Here is a 15,916-nt window from a genome sequence, read left to right as displayed (position 1 = left end):
TCAGAGCGCCGCACATGCGACGCACGTTCAGACGAGCGGTGAATACACCTTGCAAATCGTCAATAAGCGGTTGCCAGGAAAAACTTTGTGGCGCAATGATCAAGGCAGCGCAAATCACTGTGAAGGTCTAGATTTCAGGGTACCCACGTTTACTTTTTCAGGGCTCGAAAGGGGCTGGCCGTCGCTTGTCGTGTTGTGCGAACGTTTCTTTCATCCAAGGGAAAAACAGAACCTGTTTGGATGATCCGATGCTTTCGGATCAAGTAGATCGCCCAGGCATGGGCCAGGGCAGACAGCGACACATGGAGTGTCGTGGCACCGACGTACGTTCTCGGGCCGAGGGTTCTGTGCAGAAGGAGAAGTTGAATGCCTTACCAACCGAATGACCTCCTGAGCCGTCATTTTGAAGAAAGCGGCCACGACCTCATCAGCAAGGTCGAAGAACAACTCAAGCTGATTTCACCCAACAGTCCGAACACCCCGATCTACCGCGACATGATCCTGACCGTGCTGCGCATGGCCCAGGAAGACCACAACCGCTGGAATGCCAAAATCACCCTGCAAGCCCTTCGCGAACTGGAACAGGCTTTCCGCGTGCTTGAACAGTTCAAGGGGCGACGCAAAGTCACTGTTTTCGGCTCGGCCCGTACTCCCATGGAACATCCGCTCTACAGCATGGCCCGGGAGCTCGGCGCTGCGCTGGCGCGCTCGGACATGATGGTCATTACCGGCGCTGGCGGCGGCATCATGGCCGCCGCCCATGATGGCGCCGGCCTGACACACAGCCTGGGGTTCAACATCACGCTGCCCTTCGAGCAACATGCCAACCCCACTGTCGACGGCACGACCAACCTGCTGCCCTTCCACTTCTTCTTCACTCGCAAGCTGTTCTTCGTCAAGGAAGCCGATGCCCTGGTGCTGTGCCCGGGCGGCTTCGGTACGCTGGATGAAGCGCTGGAAGTGCTGACGCTGATCCAGACCGGCAAGAGCCCATTGGTGCCAGTGGTGCTACTGGACACGCCGGGCGGCAAATTCTGGCAAGGCGCACTGGACTTCATTCACCAGCAACTGGAGGAAAACCACTACATCCTGTCCACTGACATGAAGCTGGTGAAACTGGTCTACAACGTCGAAGAAGCGGTAGAGCACATCAACCAGTTCTACAGCAACTTCCACTCCAGTCGCTGGCTCAAGCATCAGTTCCTGATTCGCATGAATCACGCACTCAGCGACCACGCACTCGAACACATACAGGAGGCTTTCGCCGACCTGTGTCTGAGCGATCATTTCCATCAGCAAACTTACAGCGGCGAAGAACACGACGAAGCCGAATTCAGCCATCTGACGCGGTTGGTCTTCAACTTCAACGCCCGCAATCATGGCCGCCTGCGCGAGCTTGTGGACCACATCAACCTGCCGGAAAACTGGGCACAATCAAAACCCCAAGTGCAGCAACGCACGCGGGAGCCCTCAAAGGTTACGTGAGGCATAAAAAACGGCCCGTTATCGAAATAGCGGGCCGTTTCAGTTCAATCGTCCATTCCTCGACCGCTGAACAGGCGGTTGATCATTTCCATGGAGTATCCCCGATACGCCAGGAACCGGCCTTGTTTGGCTCGCTCCCGGGCGTCTGCCGGCAATTGCCCGGAGAACTTGCGCCGCCAGGTATCGGCCAGTTGCTCCTGCCAGTCGATACCGCTCTCACGCAGGGCGAGTTCAATATCGCTGCGCTGCAGGCCGCGCTGGCTCAACTCCTCACGGATGCGTAAAGGGCCATAACCGGAGCGGGCGCGGTAGGAAACGAAACTTTCGAGGTAACGGGCCTCGGACAACAACCCCTCTTCCGTCAACCGGTCGAGTGCTGTTTCGATCATGTCAGGGAGGGCGCCGCGCTGACGCAGTTTACGCGTCAGCTCGACACGACCGTGCTCGCGTCGTGCGAGCAGGTCCATTGCGGTTCGTCGCACCGCGACGAGTGTATCGAGTACGGCGGTCATTGCTTCGATCAGATATCAGCGTCAGCCAGGTCGTCTTCGGTCTCTTTGACCGCAGAAGCTTTGGCATCTGCTACCGATGCCGGGGACAGCAGCTTGTCACGCAGTTGCTTCTCCAGCTTTGCCGCGACTTCCGGGTTGTCTGCCAGGAACTTGGCCGAGTTGGCCTTGCCCTGACCGATCTTGGTGCCTTCATAGGCATACCAGGCGCCGGACTTCTCAACGAAACCGTGCAGAACCCCCAGGTCGATCATCTCGCCGTTGAGGTAGATGCCCTTGCCGTAAAGAATCTGGAACTCGGCCTGACGGAACGGCGAAGCCACCTTGTTCTTTACAACCTTGACGCGGGTTTCGCTACCGACGACTTCATCACCTTCTTTCACCGCGCCGGTACGACGGATGTCCAGACGAACCGATGCGTAGAACTTCAGTGCGTTACCACCGGTGGTGGTTTCCGGGCTACCGAACATCACGCCGATTTTCATACGGATCTGGTTGATGAAGATCACCAGGCAGTTGGCGTTCTTGATGTTACCGGTGATTTTACGCAGCGCCTGGGACATCAAACGGGCTTGCAGGCCCACGTGCATGTCACCCATTTCGCCTTCGATTTCAGCCTTTGGCACCAGCGCGGCCACGGAGTCGACGATGATCACGTCAACCGCGTTGGAACGCACCAGCATGTCGGTGATTTCCAGGGCCTGCTCGCCGGTGTCCGGCTGGGAAACCAGCAGGTCGTCGACGTTGACGCCCAGCTTGCCGGCGTACTCAGGGTCGAGGGCGTGTTCGGCGTCGACGAATGCGCAGGTCGCGCCGGCTTTTTGAGCCTGGGCGATCACGGACAAGGTCAGCGTGGTTTTACCGGAAGATTCGGGACCGTAGATTTCAACAATACGGCCTTTTGGCAGACCGCCGATACCAAGAGCGATGTCCAGACCCAGAGAGCCAGTGGAGATGGCCGGGATCGCCTGACGGTCCTGATCGCCCATACGCATTACGGCACCCTTGCCGAATTGACGTTCGATCTGACCCAGGGCCGCAGCCAAGGCTTTCTTCTTGTTGTCGTCCATTAAAGTCCTCACGTAATCAATAAGGCCTGACGGCCAACACCTGTATAAGTAGCCAGTATTATTCCACAGCGATTCCGGATCGCCTACCCCTGATTTGAGATTTCTGCCGCGGCATACCGCAGCAGCCCCTCTAGCGCGGCCTTCACCGTTTGTCGGCGGACGTCGTCGCGATTACCCGGGAAGTGCTTCCGCTCGCAGAACACCTGATCTCCGACACCCCAGGCCAGCCAAACCGTGCCAACCGGCTTGCTCGCCGTTCCACCATCCGGCCCGGCGATGCCACTGACCGCCACGGAGAAATACGCGCTGTTTTTCTTCTGTGCCCCCCGGACCATGGCCTCGACCACCTCGCGGCTGACCGCCCCCACGGTGGTGAACAACTCCACCGGGACATCCAGTTGCAGGGTTTTCTGCCGGTTGGAGTAGGTGACATAACCGGCCTCGAACCAGGCCGAGCTGCCTGGAATCCGGGTGATGGCCTCGGCGATGCCACCGCCGGTGCAGGACTCCGCCGTAGTGACGTGGGCATTGAGAACCTGCAGGCGTCTGCCAAGTTCGGCGGCGAGCTGGGTGATTTCGTTCACGGTCATCTCCTGATCGGGCGGGATGAGGTTAACCGTACACGAGCAGACCGCACTTGCAAGCGACAGGACCGATCAAAATGTAAGGAATCAGAGGCTCTGGAAAAGGCCTGTCGGGGGAATCAATCTTCCACGTCGCCGGACGGAGCATGACCGATACCCATGCGCTTGACCGCCCAACGCTCATACAGCCCTAAAACTACGTCTGTCCCGGCCATCGCCGCCAGGCAACCACCCGCACAAGCGGCCCAAATGGAAACATTGGCGGCGTGCAGCAACATGATGACCGAGGCGCCACAGATCATGCTGGAGCCAGACCGCAGGCTCAGGCGCCAGACAAGGGGCCAGCCACGAACGCCCTCTTTATCGGCACGCCACATTTCACCGGCAACGCCACCGAGTATTGGCAGACTGATGACCAGCCACAGAGGCATGTCCAGCAACGCATATTGCTCAGCGGCCATTTCATGCCTCCTTGAGTGAACGGTCACACCGCATTCTTGAATAGATAGGCAAGCAGATTATGCATTGATGCATATTCAGTCAATGCATTAACGCATTGAAAGATGATTCAATGTTTTCAGCACGCGAAAAAAAACCCGCTCGGGAAGCAGGTTTTATCTGAACGCACGGGCGTTAGCGGGCGTACATACCCCACCAGAAGACATGACCGAGGATAACAATCGGCTCCTCCTGGATTTCCTGAAAGGTGTAATCTTCATCCGGATGCTCGTCACGGTTGAAGCTGCGCAGGCGAATCCCGGTCGGCAGGCGATACAGTTGCTTCACCCGCAATTGGCCGTTGTGGTTGATTGCGTAAAGGTCGCCATCAACGATATCGCCGATACCGCACTTGCCGGCATTGACCCCGACCGTGGCGCCGTCACGCAGTACCGGCAACATGCTGTTGCCCCGCACTGTCACGCATTTGGCCTGGTCGAACTGCACGCCGTTATGGCGCAGGCTACGCTTTCCAAAGCGCAAGCTAGAGCGCTCGCTTTCTTCGATGACGAATCTTCCTGATCCTGCAGCCAATTCAACCTCGCGAAGAAAGGGGACCGACACCTCGTCGTCATCGACGGGGGTATCGTCATCCCACAGACTTATATCCTTGAGTTCCGAATGCACGGGAGCGCGCCCGGCATTAGCGGCAGACGAGACGTCCGCGCGGCCGCGCAACTGATCGGTGCTCAAGGAGAAATACTCGGCAATCTTCGAAATATGTTTATCCGAGGGATCGACGATCTTCCCGCTGAGAATGCGCGAGAGCGTGGATTGAGGCACGCCGGTTCGACGGTGAAGCTCCGTGGGGGAGATCCCGTGCTGATCGAGCAATGCTCTTAATACGGTAGATACGTTGCGTTTTTGCATAACGCGCATAGTGCTTGCTCTACTCAAAGAAGACAATGCCGATTTGCATAAGTCATGCATATCCAGATTTCAAATGGCAAAGGAGTCCCGGCCGTGATGCCTGCGTCGGGTAGACCGCCCATGGTAACCTTGCGCCCATCGCGGAAAAGCCCGGCCGTTGCCCCGCTTTTGCCCCACCTCTTTCAACGAGCTTCCTGACAATCCGATGAATAAAGCCGTCTCCGACCTGTCCTCCCACACCCCGATGATGCAACAGTACTGGCGCCTGAAAAACCAGCACCCGGACCAGCTGATGTTCTACCGCATGGGCGACTTCTACGAGATCTTCTATGAAGACGCGAAGAAGGCCGCCAAGTTGCTGGACATCACCCTGACGGCCCGTGGGCAGTCGGCCGGGCAGGCGATTCCGATGTGCGGGATTCCCTACCATGCCGCCGAGGGTTACCTGGCAAAACTGGTGAAGCTTGGCGAATCGGTGGTGATCTGCGAGCAGATCGGCGACCCGGCCACCAGCAAAGGGCCGGTGGAGCGGCAGGTCGTGCGCATCATCACGCCGGGGACGGTGAGTGACGAAGCGCTGCTCGACGAGCGCCGCGATAACCTGATCGCCGCTGTTCTGGGTGATGAACGCCTGTTCGGCCTGGCGGTGCTGGACATCACCAGTGGCAATTTCAGCGTGCTGGAAATCAAGGGTTGGGAAAATCTGCTGGCGGAGCTGGAGCGAGTCAACCCGGTAGAGCTGCTGATCCCGGATGACTGGCCGAAGGATTTGCCGGCGGAAAAACGTCGCGGTGTGCGTCGCCGTGCGCCGTGGGATTTCGAGCGCGATTCGGCGCTCAAAAGCCTGTGCCAGCAATTCTCGACCCAGGATCTCAAGGGCTTTGGCTGCGAAAACCTGACCCTGGCCATCGGCGCCGCCGGTTGCCTGCTGGCCTACGCCAAGGAAACCCAGCGTACCGCCCTGCCCCATTTGCGCAGCCTGCGGCATGAACGCCTGGACGACACCGTGGTGCTCGATGGCGCCAGCCGTCGTAACCTGGAGCTCGACACCAACCTGGCCGGGGGGCGCGACAACACCCTGCAATCGGTGGTCGACCGCTGCCAGACCGCCATGGGCAGCCGCCTGCTGACCCGCTGGCTGAATCGGCCGTTGCGCGATTTGACGGTGCTGCTGGCGCGTCAGACCTCGATCACTTGCCTGCTCGACGGTTACCGCTTCGAAAGACTGCAACCGCAGCTCAAGGAGATCGGCGACATCGAGCGGATTCTTGCGCGAATCGGTCTGCGCAATGCCCGCCCGCGCGACCTCGCCCGCTTGCGTGACGCCCTCGGCGCACTGCCGGAGCTGCAAGTGGCGATGACGGAGCTCGAAGCCCCGCATCTCCAGCAACTCGCCACCATCACCAGCACCTACCCGGAACTGGCGGCACTCCTGGAAAAAGCCATCATCGACAACCCGCCCGCGGTCATTCGTGACGGCGGCGTACTGAAAACCGGCTACGACAGCGAACTCGACGAACTGCAGTCGCTGAGCGAAAACGCCGGACAGTTCCTGATCGACCTCGAGGCGCGGGAAAAGGCTCGCACCGGCCTGTCGCACCTGAAGGTCGGTTACAACCGCATCCACGGCTACTTCATCGAACTGCCAAGCAAGCAGGCGGAATCGGCACCGGCCGACTACATTCGCCGCCAGACGCTCAAAGGTGCCGAGCGCTTCATTACACCGGAACTCAAAGCGTTCGAAGACAAGGCATTGTCGGCCAAGAGCCGTGCCCTGGCCCGCGAGAAGATGCTTTACGAAGCGCTGCTCGAAGATCTGATCGCCCAGCTGCCGCCATTGCAGGACACCGCCGGCGCCCTGGCCGAGCTGGACGTTTTGAGCAACCTGGCCGAGCGTGCGCTGAACCTCGACCTGAACTGCCCGCGCTTCGTCAGCGAACCGTGCATGCGCATCAGCCAGGGTCGTCACCCGGTGGTCGAACAAGTGCTGACCACGCCGTTCGTGGCCAACGACCTGAGCCTGGACGACAACACCCGCATGCTGGTGATCACCGGTCCGAACATGGGCGGTAAATCCACCTACATGCGTCAGACCGCATTGATTGTGCTGCTGGCGCACATCGGCAGCTTCGTGCCAGCGGCCAGTTGCGAATTGTCGCTGGTCGACCGCATCTTCACCCGGATCGGCTCCAGTGATGACCTGGCCGGCGGGCGTTCCACCTTTATGGTGGAAATGAGTGAAACCGCGAACATTCTGCACAACGCCACCGAGCGCAGCCTGGTACTGATGGACGAAGTCGGACGCGGCACCAGCACGTTCGACGGTCTGTCCCTGGCATGGGCGGCGGCCGAGCGCCTGGCGCATCTGCGTGCCTACACGCTGTTCGCCACCCACTACTTTGAACTGACCGTCCTGCCGGAAGCCCAGCCACTGGTGGCCAACGTGCACCTCAATGCCACCGAGCACAACGAACGCATCGTATTCCTGCACCACGTGCTGCCTGGACCTGCCAGCCAGAGTTATGGCCTGGCCGTTGCGCAACTGGCGGGCGTACCGAGTGATGTCATCACCCGTGCTCGTGAGCATTTGAGCCGTCTGGAAGACACCGCCCTGCCCCACGAAACACCGGCACCGGCCAAAGGCAAACCGGCTGCGCCGCTGCAAAGCGATCTGTTTGCCAGCTTGCCGCACCCGGTACTGGATGACCTGGCCAAGCTCGACCTGGACGACATGACGCCACGTCGTGCTCTCGAAATGCTCTATACACTAAAGACACGGATCTAACGCTGCGGCTTGCAAGCTGTTAGAATCTCGCGCGGTTTGGGATGCTGCTGGCTAATAGCCTGGCCAGCAGACTATCGCTCCCGAACCTGGCGACCCCTACGAGAAGGGGCGCAGCAAGCCGCGCCTGAGGAGAAAATTAGAAATGACCTTCGTCGTCACCGACAACTGCATCAAGTGCAAGTACACCGACTGCGTAGAAGTCTGTCCGGTGGACTGCTTTTACGAAGGCCCGAATTTCCTGGTGATCCACCCGGATGAGTGCATCGATTGCGCGCTGTGCGAACCTGAATGCCCTGCCGTGGCTATCTTCTCCGAAGATGAAGTTCCAGCCGGCATGGAAAACTTTATTCAGCTGAACGCTGAGTTGGCCGATATCTGGCCTAACATCACCGAGAAGAAAGAATCGTTGCCTGATGCAGAAAAGTTTGATCGCATCATTAACAAATCTGTAGGCAGCAAGCTCAAAGACCTCGAACGCTGATTACCCCCGCGTTCCTGTAAAAGGCCCCAAAAGGGCCTTTTTGCTTTTCTGCAGGCAAAAAAAGGGGCGGTTTGACCCGCCCACATTTTTTCCCTATTCCCTGTGTTCCTTTTCATCGTCCTGATGAATCGCGTCCTGCGATGTCCATTTCCTTCATCCATGAAGGACGTGTCTATCCGTCGACACAACCTGAATATTAGAGTTTTCCCCTCGAAGATCAACCGCCCCCTTGGCGCGAATTCTAACTATCACACTTCATCAACAATAAAAAATAGCCATATAAATCATAAAGATATAGGAAAATAGAGTTCAGTATGGACGATTGCCAGGGTGTAAAAATAACGAACACTTACGCAAGTGTAAGCCTGGACTTACAGCACGAAACCAAAATCCCGAGTGGACTCGTTCTTCTGCTCAGACAATAAAAAACCCCGATCCGGTCGGGGTTTTTTATGCCATCGCAGTGAGCGCCTTATTGGAACAGCGACTCGCTCGACAGACCATTTTTTTCCAGGATCTCGCGCAGCCGCTTCAAGCCTTCGACCTGAATCTGTCTGACCCGCTCACGGGTCAGGCCGATTTCCAGGCCTACGTCTTCAAGGGTGCTGCTTTCATGACCGCGCAGGCCGAAGCGGCGTACTACCACTTCGCGTTGCTTGTCGGTCAGCTCCGAGAGCCATTGATCGATGCTCTGGGACAGGTCGTCGTCCTGCAGCAGTTCGCATGGATCGGTTGGACGGTCGTCAGTCAGGGTATCAAGCAGGGTTTTATCCGAGTCCGGACCCAACGAGACGTCGACCGAAGAAACCCGCTCGTTCAGGCCGAGCATACGCTTGACCTCTCCAACCGGCTTTTCCAGCAGGTTGGCGATTTCTTCGGGTGAGGGTTCATGGTCGAGTTTTTGCGTCAACTCCCGCGCAGCCCGCAGGTACACATTCAGCTCTTTGACCACATGGATCGGCAACCGGATGGTCCGGGTCTGATTCATGATTGCGCGTTCGATGGTCTGGCGAATCCACCAGGTCGCGTAGGTCGAGAAGCGGAAACCGCGTTCCGGATCGAACTTCTCCACCGCCCGGATCAAGCCGAGGTTGCCCTCTTCGATCAGGTCCAGCAGCGACAACCCACGATTGACGTAGCGTCGGGCGATTTTCACCACCAGCCGCAGGTTACTTTCAATCATGCGTTTGCGCCCGGCCGGATCGCCACTTTGCGACAGGCGCGCAAAATGAACTTCTTCTTCGGGTGACAGCAGGGGAGAGAAACCAATTTCATTGAGATACAGCTGCGTGGCATCAAGTGCCCGCGTGTAGTCAATGTACTTGTGTTGTTTCAACGATGCGGAGTGTTTGGATTTGGCACGAACGGAAGGTGGAGCCGCCCCTTCATCATTCGACATCGAATCCATATCGATGCTGCTCTCCATCAGGAGAACCTCATCGTCGATGTCAAACTCCGGCACTTCTTTACTGAGAGCCATTGTTATAGTCCTTTGGTGAGTTCGACCTCAAGCTCAAGCGGCGCCTTTCTCCCTGGCAACGCTGGAGCCTGTTCCCCTCTACGCGACGGAACAGGCTGGTAAGCGATCAACGACGTGGCAGGAATTGCAGCGGATCTACAGGTTTACCCTGGCGGCGAATCTCAAAATGCAGTTTCACCCGGTCTGTACCCGTTGACCCCATTTCGGCAATTGTCTGTCCGACCTTGACCTGCTGCCCCTCCCGAACCAAAAGCCTGCGGTTATGTCCGTAGGCACTGACGTAGGTTTCACTGTGTTTGATGATCACTAATTCGCCGTAGCCCCTTAAGCCACTCCCGGCATACACCACCGTCCCATCAGACGCAGCTAAAACAGGCTGTCCCAAATCTCCGGCGATATCAATTCCTTTATTCAAACTACCGTTTGAAGAGAATTTCCCGATAAGAATGCCATTAGATGGCCATCCCCAGCCGGTCGGGGCTGGCCCGGGAGGGGGCAATGGAGCCGGGGCAGGCTTGTTCGCGACGGACGGTACAATCGTTGTCGTGCTGGTGGTCGCACCGTTTACCGGACGACGGATGACCGTTGTTTTACTCGACGACGAAGGTGTTGAACTGGACGAACTGACCACCGTCGTCGACGTTGAATCGGTGCGACCATCAAAGCGAATCGTCTGACCCGGACGAATGGTGTAAGGCGCAGGAATGTTATTGCGTGCCGCCAGGGCCTTGTAGTCCCAGCCGTAACGAAAGGCGATGGAGAACAGGGTGTCCTTGGGCCGAACGACGTATTGTCCCGTGGTCACGACCGGGCGCTGAGGCGCGGCATTGTTGCTGTCCACGACACGAACATCGCTGGATTTGTTGCTGGAACAACCGACCAGCAAGGTGCTCAAGACAAGGCCAGTCACCAGGCGCTGAAAACTCGTTTTACTCATTCGCTGCGCAATGACTGTGAGACTCACCCGCCGCTCCCTCTGTGGTGGCTGAAAATGTGAAATGCCGGATTTCGGCAATGAACTGTCGCAAGTATAACGGGCCGTGCACGCTGTACCTTTAATGTAGCGAATCGGTGTCGCGCACACGTTTGCTGCCTGACGATGAATCCCGTTTAACCGCACGATGCCGCTGTAAGACAAAGGCAATCGCAGAGAATTCAGCGTGCCGAAACAAATGCTCAGGCCAGTGGCCCATTGAGCAATGGCACGAAGCGTACAGCCCCCAGAACATGCCTGGAAAAACCCTGTTCCTCGCGAATGATCAGCATCAATTGCTGGACTTCTCCGGACCCGACAGGGATCACCATTCGGCCTCCCGGTGCCAACTGGTCAAGCAATGCCTGGGGCACATCGGTCGCCACTGCAGTGACGATAATCCCGTTGTACGGCGCCAGTGCCGGCCAGCCCTCCCAGCCATCGCCCCAGCGGAACACCACGTTGCGCAGGTTCAGTTCGACCAGACGTTCCTTCGCACGATCCTGCAAAACCTTGATGCGCTCGACCGAGAACACACGCTCGACGAGTTGCGACAGCACCGCCGTCTGATAACCCGAGCCGGTGCCGATCTCCAGCACCTTGTCGAGGGGACCTGCCTCCAGCAGCAGCTCGCTCATGCGCGCCACCATATATGGCTGGGAGATAGTCTGGTTATTGCCGATCGGCAGCGCTGTGTCTTCATAAGCACGATGCGCCAGCGCTTCGTCGACGAACAGGTGGCGCGGGGTCCGGCGAATGACCTCCAGCACCCTGGCGTTGGAGATACCTTCTTCGTACAGGCGCTGGATGAGCCGCTCCCGGGTTCGCTGGGAGGTCATGCCAATGCCGCGACGCAGCATATCGTCTTGTTCGCGACCCATCAGCGCAGTCCCTCCAGCCAGCCGTCCAGACTTCTGAAGGCATCATTGAAGGTGCGATCCAGTTGCAACGGCGTGATCGAAACATAACCCTGCATCACTGCATGGAAATCGGTACCCGGGCCACCGTCTTCGGCATCCCCGGCCGCCGCGATCCAGTAACCGGACTTGCCCCGCGGATCCACCACTTTCATCGGTGCCGCGGCACGGGCGCGATGACCCAGGCGGGTCAGCTGGATACCGCGGATATGGTCCAGCGGCAAATTGGGAATGTTCACGTTCAGTACCGTACGCGGCGGCAGATCCAGGTCAGCATGGGCTTCGACCAGTTTGCGCGCGAAATAGGCAGCTGTGGGAAGGTTCTCTACCTGACGTGAGACCAGCGAAAAGGCAAATGAAGGGTGTTTCAGGAAACGCCCCTCAAGGGCCGCCGCCACCGTACCGGAATACAGGACATCGTCCCCCAGGTTCGCGCCCAGGTTGATACCGGAAACCACCATGTCCGCTTCGCGCTCCAGCAGGCCGTTGAGGCCCAGGTGCACGCAATCGGTGGGTGTGCCGTTGAGGCTGATAAAGCCGTTGGCCAGGGTTTGCGGGTGCAACGGACGGTCGAGCGTCAGCGAACTGCTGGCGCCGCTTTTGTCCTGGTCCGGGGCGATAACCACGCATTCGGTGTAATCCGCCAGCGCAGCATAAAGCGCGGCGAGACCGGGTGCGGTTACCCCATCGTCGTTAGAAATCAGAATACGCATGGGCTGTCCGTCTGCCCCACCGGCACCAGATCAACAAGCTCACGCACCAATACGGTGGCGAAGCATCCGGCCGGCAGGATGAATTCCAGTTGCAGAATGTCAGGCTCGGGATAATGCCACGTCAGCCCGCCAATGGGCAGCCGCAGGATGCGACGTTCGTGGCTCATACCGGCGTTGATCAACCAGTCACGCAAATCTGCTTCGCGTGCGGCGATGGCCTGCTCCAGTTCATGGACAACGCCCGTGGCCGGCGAGTCACCTTCGCCCCACTGCGGACCGGTCGGGTGCAGATCGAGAATCGCCAGGCGCGGGTCGCTGCACTCGGCTTCGCCTGCCGGGAAAAAGCTGCGACTGTCGGTGAACGCCAGCAGATCGCCCACCAAGGCACGCTGCCAGGTGCCATCGGCGACACGCGCGGCCAGCACCTGATTGAACAGAAAACTGCGCGCAGTGGAAAGCAGACGCGAGCGCACATTGCGCTGCTCCGGCAAAGCCTTGCGCGCGGCCCAGGCGCGTGCGTCGACGACGTTGCCGCCGTCATGGCCGAAACGCTGGGCGCCGAAATAATTGGGGATACCTTGTTTGGCAATCAGTTGCAGACGCTCTTCAAGCGCAGGCTTGTCGCCGGCGAATTGCGTCAGGCGCAAGGTGAAGCCGTTGGCCGAGTGCGCACCGCGTTGCAACTTGCGCTTGTGGCGGGCGGTCTTGAGAATCTTCAGCGTATCGTTTTGCGCGGCCGACAGATCAGGGTCGGCCTTGCCCGGCAGTTGCACGCTGAACCACTGGCGAGTCAACGCCTGACGATCCTTGAGCCCGGCATAGCTGACGGTGCGCAATGGCACACCTGCTGCCTTGGCAATCCGTCGTGCCGCTTCTTCTGTGTTCAGACCGCGCTTTTCCACCCAGATCCACAAGTGTTCGCCTTCGCCACTCAGGGGGATGTCGAGGACTTCGTCGACCTGGAAATCTTCCGCGATGGCTTTCAGTACCGCGGTGCCGAGGGGCTCACCATAGGCCCGCGGGCCGAGCAGTTGCGCCTCGTTCATGCGCGCAGCAACAAGGCAACGGAGTGCACGGCAATGCCCTCTTCGCGACCGACAAAGCCGAGCTTTTCGGTGGTGGTAGCTTTCACGTTCACTTGATCCAACTCTACTTGAAGATCCGCGGCAATCAGCGCGCGCATCGATTCGATATGCGGGGCCATTTTCGGCGTCTGGGCGACAATGGTGTTATCGACGTTGCCGACTTTCCAGCCCTTGGCATGGACCAGCGCGACGACGTGACGCAACAGCGCACGGCTGTCGGCGCCCTTGAATTGCGGGTCGGTATCCGGGAAATGCTTGCCGATGTCTCCCAGCGCCGCGGCGCCGAGCAAGGCATCGCTCAAGGCGTGCAAGAGGACGTCACCGTCAGAGTGAGCGAGCAGCCCGAAGCTGTGTGCAATGCGCACGCCGCCCAGAGTGATGAAGTCGCCTTCAGTGAAACGGTGCACATCATAGCCGTGGCCAATACGCATAAAAAAACGCCCCGATTTTTGTCAGGGCGTGATTCTACCTGCATTAGGCACCTAGAGCATGCGCGTGATGCCGCAAGTGGTCGTCAATGAAACTGGCGATGAAGAAATAGCTGTGGTCATAGCCGGGTTGCAGGCGCAACGTCAACGGGTGACCCGCCAGTTTGGCCGCCTGCTGCAAGGCGTCCGGCTTGAGCTGGTTGGCGAGGAAATCATCGCGATCACCTTGGTCGACCAACAGCGACAGCTTTTCATCAGCCTCGGCAATCAACGCGCAGGCATCCCATTCGCGCCATTTCGAACGGTCCTCTCCCAGATAGCGGGAGAAGGCTTTCTGCCCCCACGGGCAATCCATCGGATTGTTGATGGGCGAGAACGCCGATACCGACAGATAGCGCCCCGGATTGCGCAATGCGCAGACCAGCGCACCGTGGCCGCCCATGGAATGGCCACTGATGCCGCGTTTGTCCGACGCAGGGAAATGGGCTTCGACCAATGTCGGCAATTCCTGCACGACATAGTCATGCATCCGATAGTGGCGCGACCAGGGTTCCTGGGTTGCATTCAGATAAAACCCGGCGCCAAGGCCGAAGTCCCAGGTGCCATCCGGATCGCCCGGCACATCAGGACCGCGAGGGCTGGTGTCCGGTGCGACGATGATCAGCCCCAACTCGGCGGCCATGCGCATGGCGCCGGCCTTTTGCATGAAGTTCTCGTCGGTGCAGGTCAGGCCGGACAACCAGTACAACACCGGCAATTTGCCGCCCTGCTCCGCCTGCGGTGGCAGGTAGACGGCGAACACCATGTCGCAGCCGAGCACTTCCGAGCGATGGCGATAGCGCTTGTGCCAGCCGCCGAAGCTTTTCTGGCAGGAGATATTTTCCAGGCTCATGACAGACCTCAGAAATGGATGACGGAGCGAATGCTTTTTCCTTCATGCATCAGGTCAAACGCCTTGTTGATATCTTCAAGGCCCATGGTGTGGGTGATGAAGGTATCCAGCGGAATCTCACCGGACTCGGCCATTTCCACATAGCTTGGCAATTCGGTACGGCCGCGCACGCCACCAAACGCCGAACCGCGCCAGACACGACCGGTGACCAACTGGAACGGACGGGTCGAGATTTCCTGCCCGGCACCGGCAACGCCGATGATGACCGATTCGCCCCAGCCCTTGTGGCAGCACTCCAGCGCCGCGCGCATCAGTTGCACGTTGCCGATGCACTCGAATGAAAAATCGACGCCACCATCGGTCATGTCGACGATGACTTCCTGGATCGGGCGATCGAAGTCCTTCGGATTCACGCAGTCGGTTGCACCCAACTGTTTGGCGATTTCGAATTTCGCCGGATTGATGTCGATCGCGATGATACGGGCAGCCTTGGCTTTGACAGCGCCAATGACAGCCGACAGACCGATGCCGCCGAGGCCGAAAATGGCTACGGTGTCACCCGGTTTCACCTTCGCGGTGTTGAGTACCGCACCGATGCCGGTGGTGACACCGCAGCCCAACAGGCAGACTTTTTCCAGCGGTGCTTCTTTAGGAATCTTGGCGACGGAGATTTCTGGCAGCACGGTGTACTCGGAAAAAGTCGAGGTGCCCATGTAATGAAAAATCGTTTCGCCCTTGTAGGAAAAACGCGAAGTGCCATCCGGCATCAGGCCTTTACCCTGGGTCGCTCGAATCGCCTGGCAGAGGTTGGTTTTGCCCGACAGACAGAATTTGCACTTGCCGCATTCCGGGGTGTACAGCGGGATCACATGGTCGCCGACCGCAAGGGAAGTCACGCCCTCGCCAATCGCTTCCACGATCGCCCCACCCTCATGGCCGAGGATCGACGGGAAGATGCCTTCCGGATCAGCGCCGGACAAGGTGTAGGCATCGGTATGGCAGACACCGGAAGCCACCACGCGCAGCAAGACTTCGCCGGCCTTGGGCATAGCGACATCGACTTCAACGATTTCGAGGGGTTTCTTGGCCTCGAAGGCAACGGCGGCGCGCGACTTGATCATGATGACTCTCCAGTGAAGAAAACGA

At 58.7% G+C, this 15,916-nt stretch carries 16 protein-coding genes; 3 read left to right on the top strand and 13 right to left on the bottom strand.

Annotation, left to right across the window (positions count from 1 at the left end; all coding sequences use genetic code 11):
• The first annotated feature begins 366 nt into the window (after positions 1 to 366).
• Positions 367 to 1,485, top strand: a complete 1,119-nt coding sequence (locus C8K63_RS10790; RefSeq protein ID WP_108216684.1) for a TIGR00730 family Rossman fold protein — start codon at positions 367 to 369, stop codon at positions 1,483 to 1,485.
• A gap of 44 nt (positions 1,486 to 1,529) precedes the next feature.
• Here the strand turns inward: C8K63_RS10790 and recX are convergent, their stop codons facing one another.
• From recX to C8K63_RS10765, 5 genes are all read right to left on the bottom strand, one after another.
• Positions 1,530 to 1,997, bottom strand: a complete 468-nt coding sequence (recX, locus tag C8K63_RS10785) for a recombination regulator RecX (RefSeq protein WP_108216683.1) — start codon at positions 1,995 to 1,997, stop codon at positions 1,530 to 1,532.
• Positions 1,998 to 2,005: 8 nt separating this feature from the next.
• Positions 2,006 to 3,064: a recombinase RecA gene (gene recA / locus C8K63_RS10780; protein WP_007996915.1), complete on the bottom strand. Its 1,059-nt coding sequence runs from the start codon at positions 3,062 to 3,064 to the stop codon at positions 2,006 to 2,008.
• Positions 3,065 to 3,147: 83 nt separating this feature from the next.
• Positions 3,148 to 3,648, bottom strand: coding sequence for a CinA family protein (locus tag C8K63_RS10775; RefSeq protein WP_108216872.1), 501 nt, complete (start codon positions 3,646 to 3,648; stop codon positions 3,148 to 3,150).
• Between the two features lie 119 nt (positions 3,649 to 3,767).
• Entirely contained in the window at positions 3,768 to 4,109 is a 342-nt protein-coding gene (locus C8K63_RS10770; RefSeq protein WP_108216682.1) for a phage holin family protein, read from the bottom strand.
• A gap of 172 nt (positions 4,110 to 4,281) precedes the next feature.
• Positions 4,282 to 5,016, bottom strand: a complete 735-nt coding sequence (locus tag C8K63_RS10765; protein ID WP_108216871.1) for an XRE family transcriptional regulator — start codon at positions 5,014 to 5,016, stop codon at positions 4,282 to 4,284.
• Positions 5,017 to 5,221: 205 nt separating this feature from the next.
• Between C8K63_RS10765 and mutS the strand changes: the two genes are divergently transcribed.
• Both mutS and fdxA read left to right on the top strand, forming a co-directional pair.
• Positions 5,222 to 7,801 (top strand): DNA mismatch repair protein MutS, encoded by a 2,580-nt coding sequence (mutS, locus tag C8K63_RS10760; protein ID WP_108216681.1) that lies wholly within the window; start codon positions 5,222 to 5,224, stop codon positions 7,799 to 7,801.
• Positions 7,802 to 7,943: 142 nt separating this feature from the next.
• Positions 7,944 to 8,282, top strand: a complete 339-nt coding sequence (gene fdxA, locus C8K63_RS10755) for a ferredoxin FdxA (protein WP_108216680.1) — start codon at positions 7,944 to 7,946, stop codon at positions 8,280 to 8,282.
• A gap of 472 nt (positions 8,283 to 8,754) precedes the next feature.
• On the opposite strand, the gene rpoS is transcribed toward fdxA, so the two are convergent.
• From rpoS to C8K63_RS10715, 8 genes are all read right to left on the bottom strand, one after another.
• Positions 8,755 to 9,762, bottom strand: coding sequence for an RNA polymerase sigma factor RpoS (gene rpoS / locus C8K63_RS10750; protein WP_108216679.1), 1,008 nt, complete (start codon positions 9,760 to 9,762; stop codon positions 8,755 to 8,757).
• 106 nt (positions 9,763 to 9,868) lie between these two features.
• On the bottom strand, positions 9,869 to 10,726 hold the full coding sequence (locus tag C8K63_RS10745; protein WP_108216678.1) for a peptidoglycan DD-metalloendopeptidase family protein: 858 nt from the start codon (positions 10,724 to 10,726) through the stop codon (positions 9,869 to 9,871).
• A gap of 212 nt (positions 10,727 to 10,938) precedes the next feature.
• Positions 10,939 to 11,574 (bottom strand): protein-L-isoaspartate(D-aspartate) O-methyltransferase, encoded by a 636-nt coding sequence (locus tag C8K63_RS10740; protein WP_177323574.1) that lies wholly within the window; start codon positions 11,572 to 11,574, stop codon positions 10,939 to 10,941.
• A gap of 41 nt (positions 11,575 to 11,615) precedes the next feature.
• Positions 11,616 to 12,365 (bottom strand): 5'/3'-nucleotidase SurE, encoded by a 750-nt coding sequence (gene surE / locus C8K63_RS10735; protein ID WP_108216677.1) that lies wholly within the window; start codon positions 12,363 to 12,365, stop codon positions 11,616 to 11,618.
• On the bottom strand, positions 12,353 to 13,411 hold the full coding sequence (gene truD, locus C8K63_RS10730; RefSeq protein WP_108216676.1) for a tRNA pseudouridine(13) synthase TruD: 1,059 nt from the start codon (positions 13,409 to 13,411) through the stop codon (positions 12,353 to 12,355). Before truD ends, surE begins: the two co-directional genes overlap by 13 nt.
• Positions 13,408 to 13,881, bottom strand: coding sequence for a 2-C-methyl-D-erythritol 2,4-cyclodiphosphate synthase (gene ispF, locus C8K63_RS10725; RefSeq protein ID WP_108216675.1), 474 nt, complete (start codon positions 13,879 to 13,881; stop codon positions 13,408 to 13,410). Before ispF ends, truD begins: the two co-directional genes overlap by 4 nt.
• 43 nt (positions 13,882 to 13,924) lie before the next feature.
• Positions 13,925 to 14,770, bottom strand: coding sequence for an S-formylglutathione hydrolase (gene fghA / locus C8K63_RS10720; protein ID WP_108216674.1), 846 nt, complete (start codon positions 14,768 to 14,770; stop codon positions 13,925 to 13,927).
• Positions 14,771 to 14,778: 8 nt separating this feature from the next.
• Complete coding sequence (locus C8K63_RS10715; RefSeq protein ID WP_108216673.1) at positions 14,779 to 15,891, bottom strand: S-(hydroxymethyl)glutathione dehydrogenase/class III alcohol dehydrogenase; 1,113 nt, start codon at positions 15,889 to 15,891, stop codon at positions 14,779 to 14,781.
• Between the last annotated feature and the right edge of the window lie 25 nt (positions 15,892 to 15,916).

The organism is Pseudomonas sp. GV085, from assembly GCF_003050925.1.
Taxonomy (GTDB): domain Bacteria; phylum Pseudomonadota; class Gammaproteobacteria; order Pseudomonadales; family Pseudomonadaceae; genus Aquipseudomonas.
This window is presented reverse-complemented; position numbering and strand designations above follow the sequence as displayed.

What these genes read in the sequence shown, in the direction of transcription:
- C8K63_RS10765 (WP_108216871.1), bottom strand. Translation starts at nt 5,016, where the DNA reads ATGCAAAAACGCAACGTATCTACCGTATTAAGAGCATTGCTCGATCAG.
- fdxA (WP_108216680.1), top strand. Translation starts at nt 7,944, where the DNA reads ATGACCTTCGTCGTCACCGACAACTGCATCAAGTGCAAGTACACCGAC.
- ispF (WP_108216675.1), bottom strand. Translation starts at nt 13,881, where the DNA reads ATGCGTATTGGCCACGGCTATGATGTGCACCGTTTCACTGAAGGCGAC.
- C8K63_RS10715 (WP_108216673.1), bottom strand. Translation starts at nt 15,891, where the DNA reads ATGATCAAGTCGCGCGCCGCCGTTGCCTTCGAGGCCAAGAAACCCCTC.
- truD (WP_108216676.1), bottom strand. Translation starts at nt 13,411, where the DNA reads ATGAACGAGGCGCAACTGCTCGGCCCGCGGGCCTATGGTGAGCCCCTC.
- C8K63_RS10770 (WP_108216682.1), bottom strand. Translation starts at nt 4,109, where the DNA reads ATGGCCGCTGAGCAATATGCGTTGCTGGACATGCCTCTGTGGCTGGTC.
- mutS (WP_108216681.1), top strand. Translation starts at nt 5,222, where the DNA reads ATGAATAAAGCCGTCTCCGACCTGTCCTCCCACACCCCGATGATGCAA.
- C8K63_RS10790 (WP_108216684.1), top strand. Translation starts at nt 367, where the DNA reads ATGCCTTACCAACCGAATGACCTCCTGAGCCGTCATTTTGAAGAAAGC.
- recA (WP_007996915.1), bottom strand. Translation starts at nt 3,064, where the DNA reads ATGGACGACAACAAGAAGAAAGCCTTGGCTGCGGCCCTGGGTCAGATC.
- recX (WP_108216683.1), bottom strand. Translation starts at nt 1,997, where the DNA reads ATGACCGCCGTACTCGATACACTCGTCGCGGTGCGACGAACCGCAATG.
- rpoS (WP_108216679.1), bottom strand. Translation starts at nt 9,762, where the DNA reads ATGGCTCTCAGTAAAGAAGTGCCGGAGTTTGACATCGACGATGAGGTT.
- surE (WP_108216677.1), bottom strand. Translation starts at nt 12,365, where the DNA reads ATGCGTATTCTGATTTCTAACGACGATGGGGTAACCGCACCCGGTCTC.
- fghA (WP_108216674.1), bottom strand. Translation starts at nt 14,770, where the DNA reads ATGAGCCTGGAAAATATCTCCTGCCAGAAAAGCTTCGGCGGCTGGCAC.
- C8K63_RS10740 (WP_177323574.1), bottom strand. Translation starts at nt 11,574, where the DNA reads ATGACCTCCCAGCGAACCCGGGAGCGGCTCATCCAGCGCCTGTACGAA.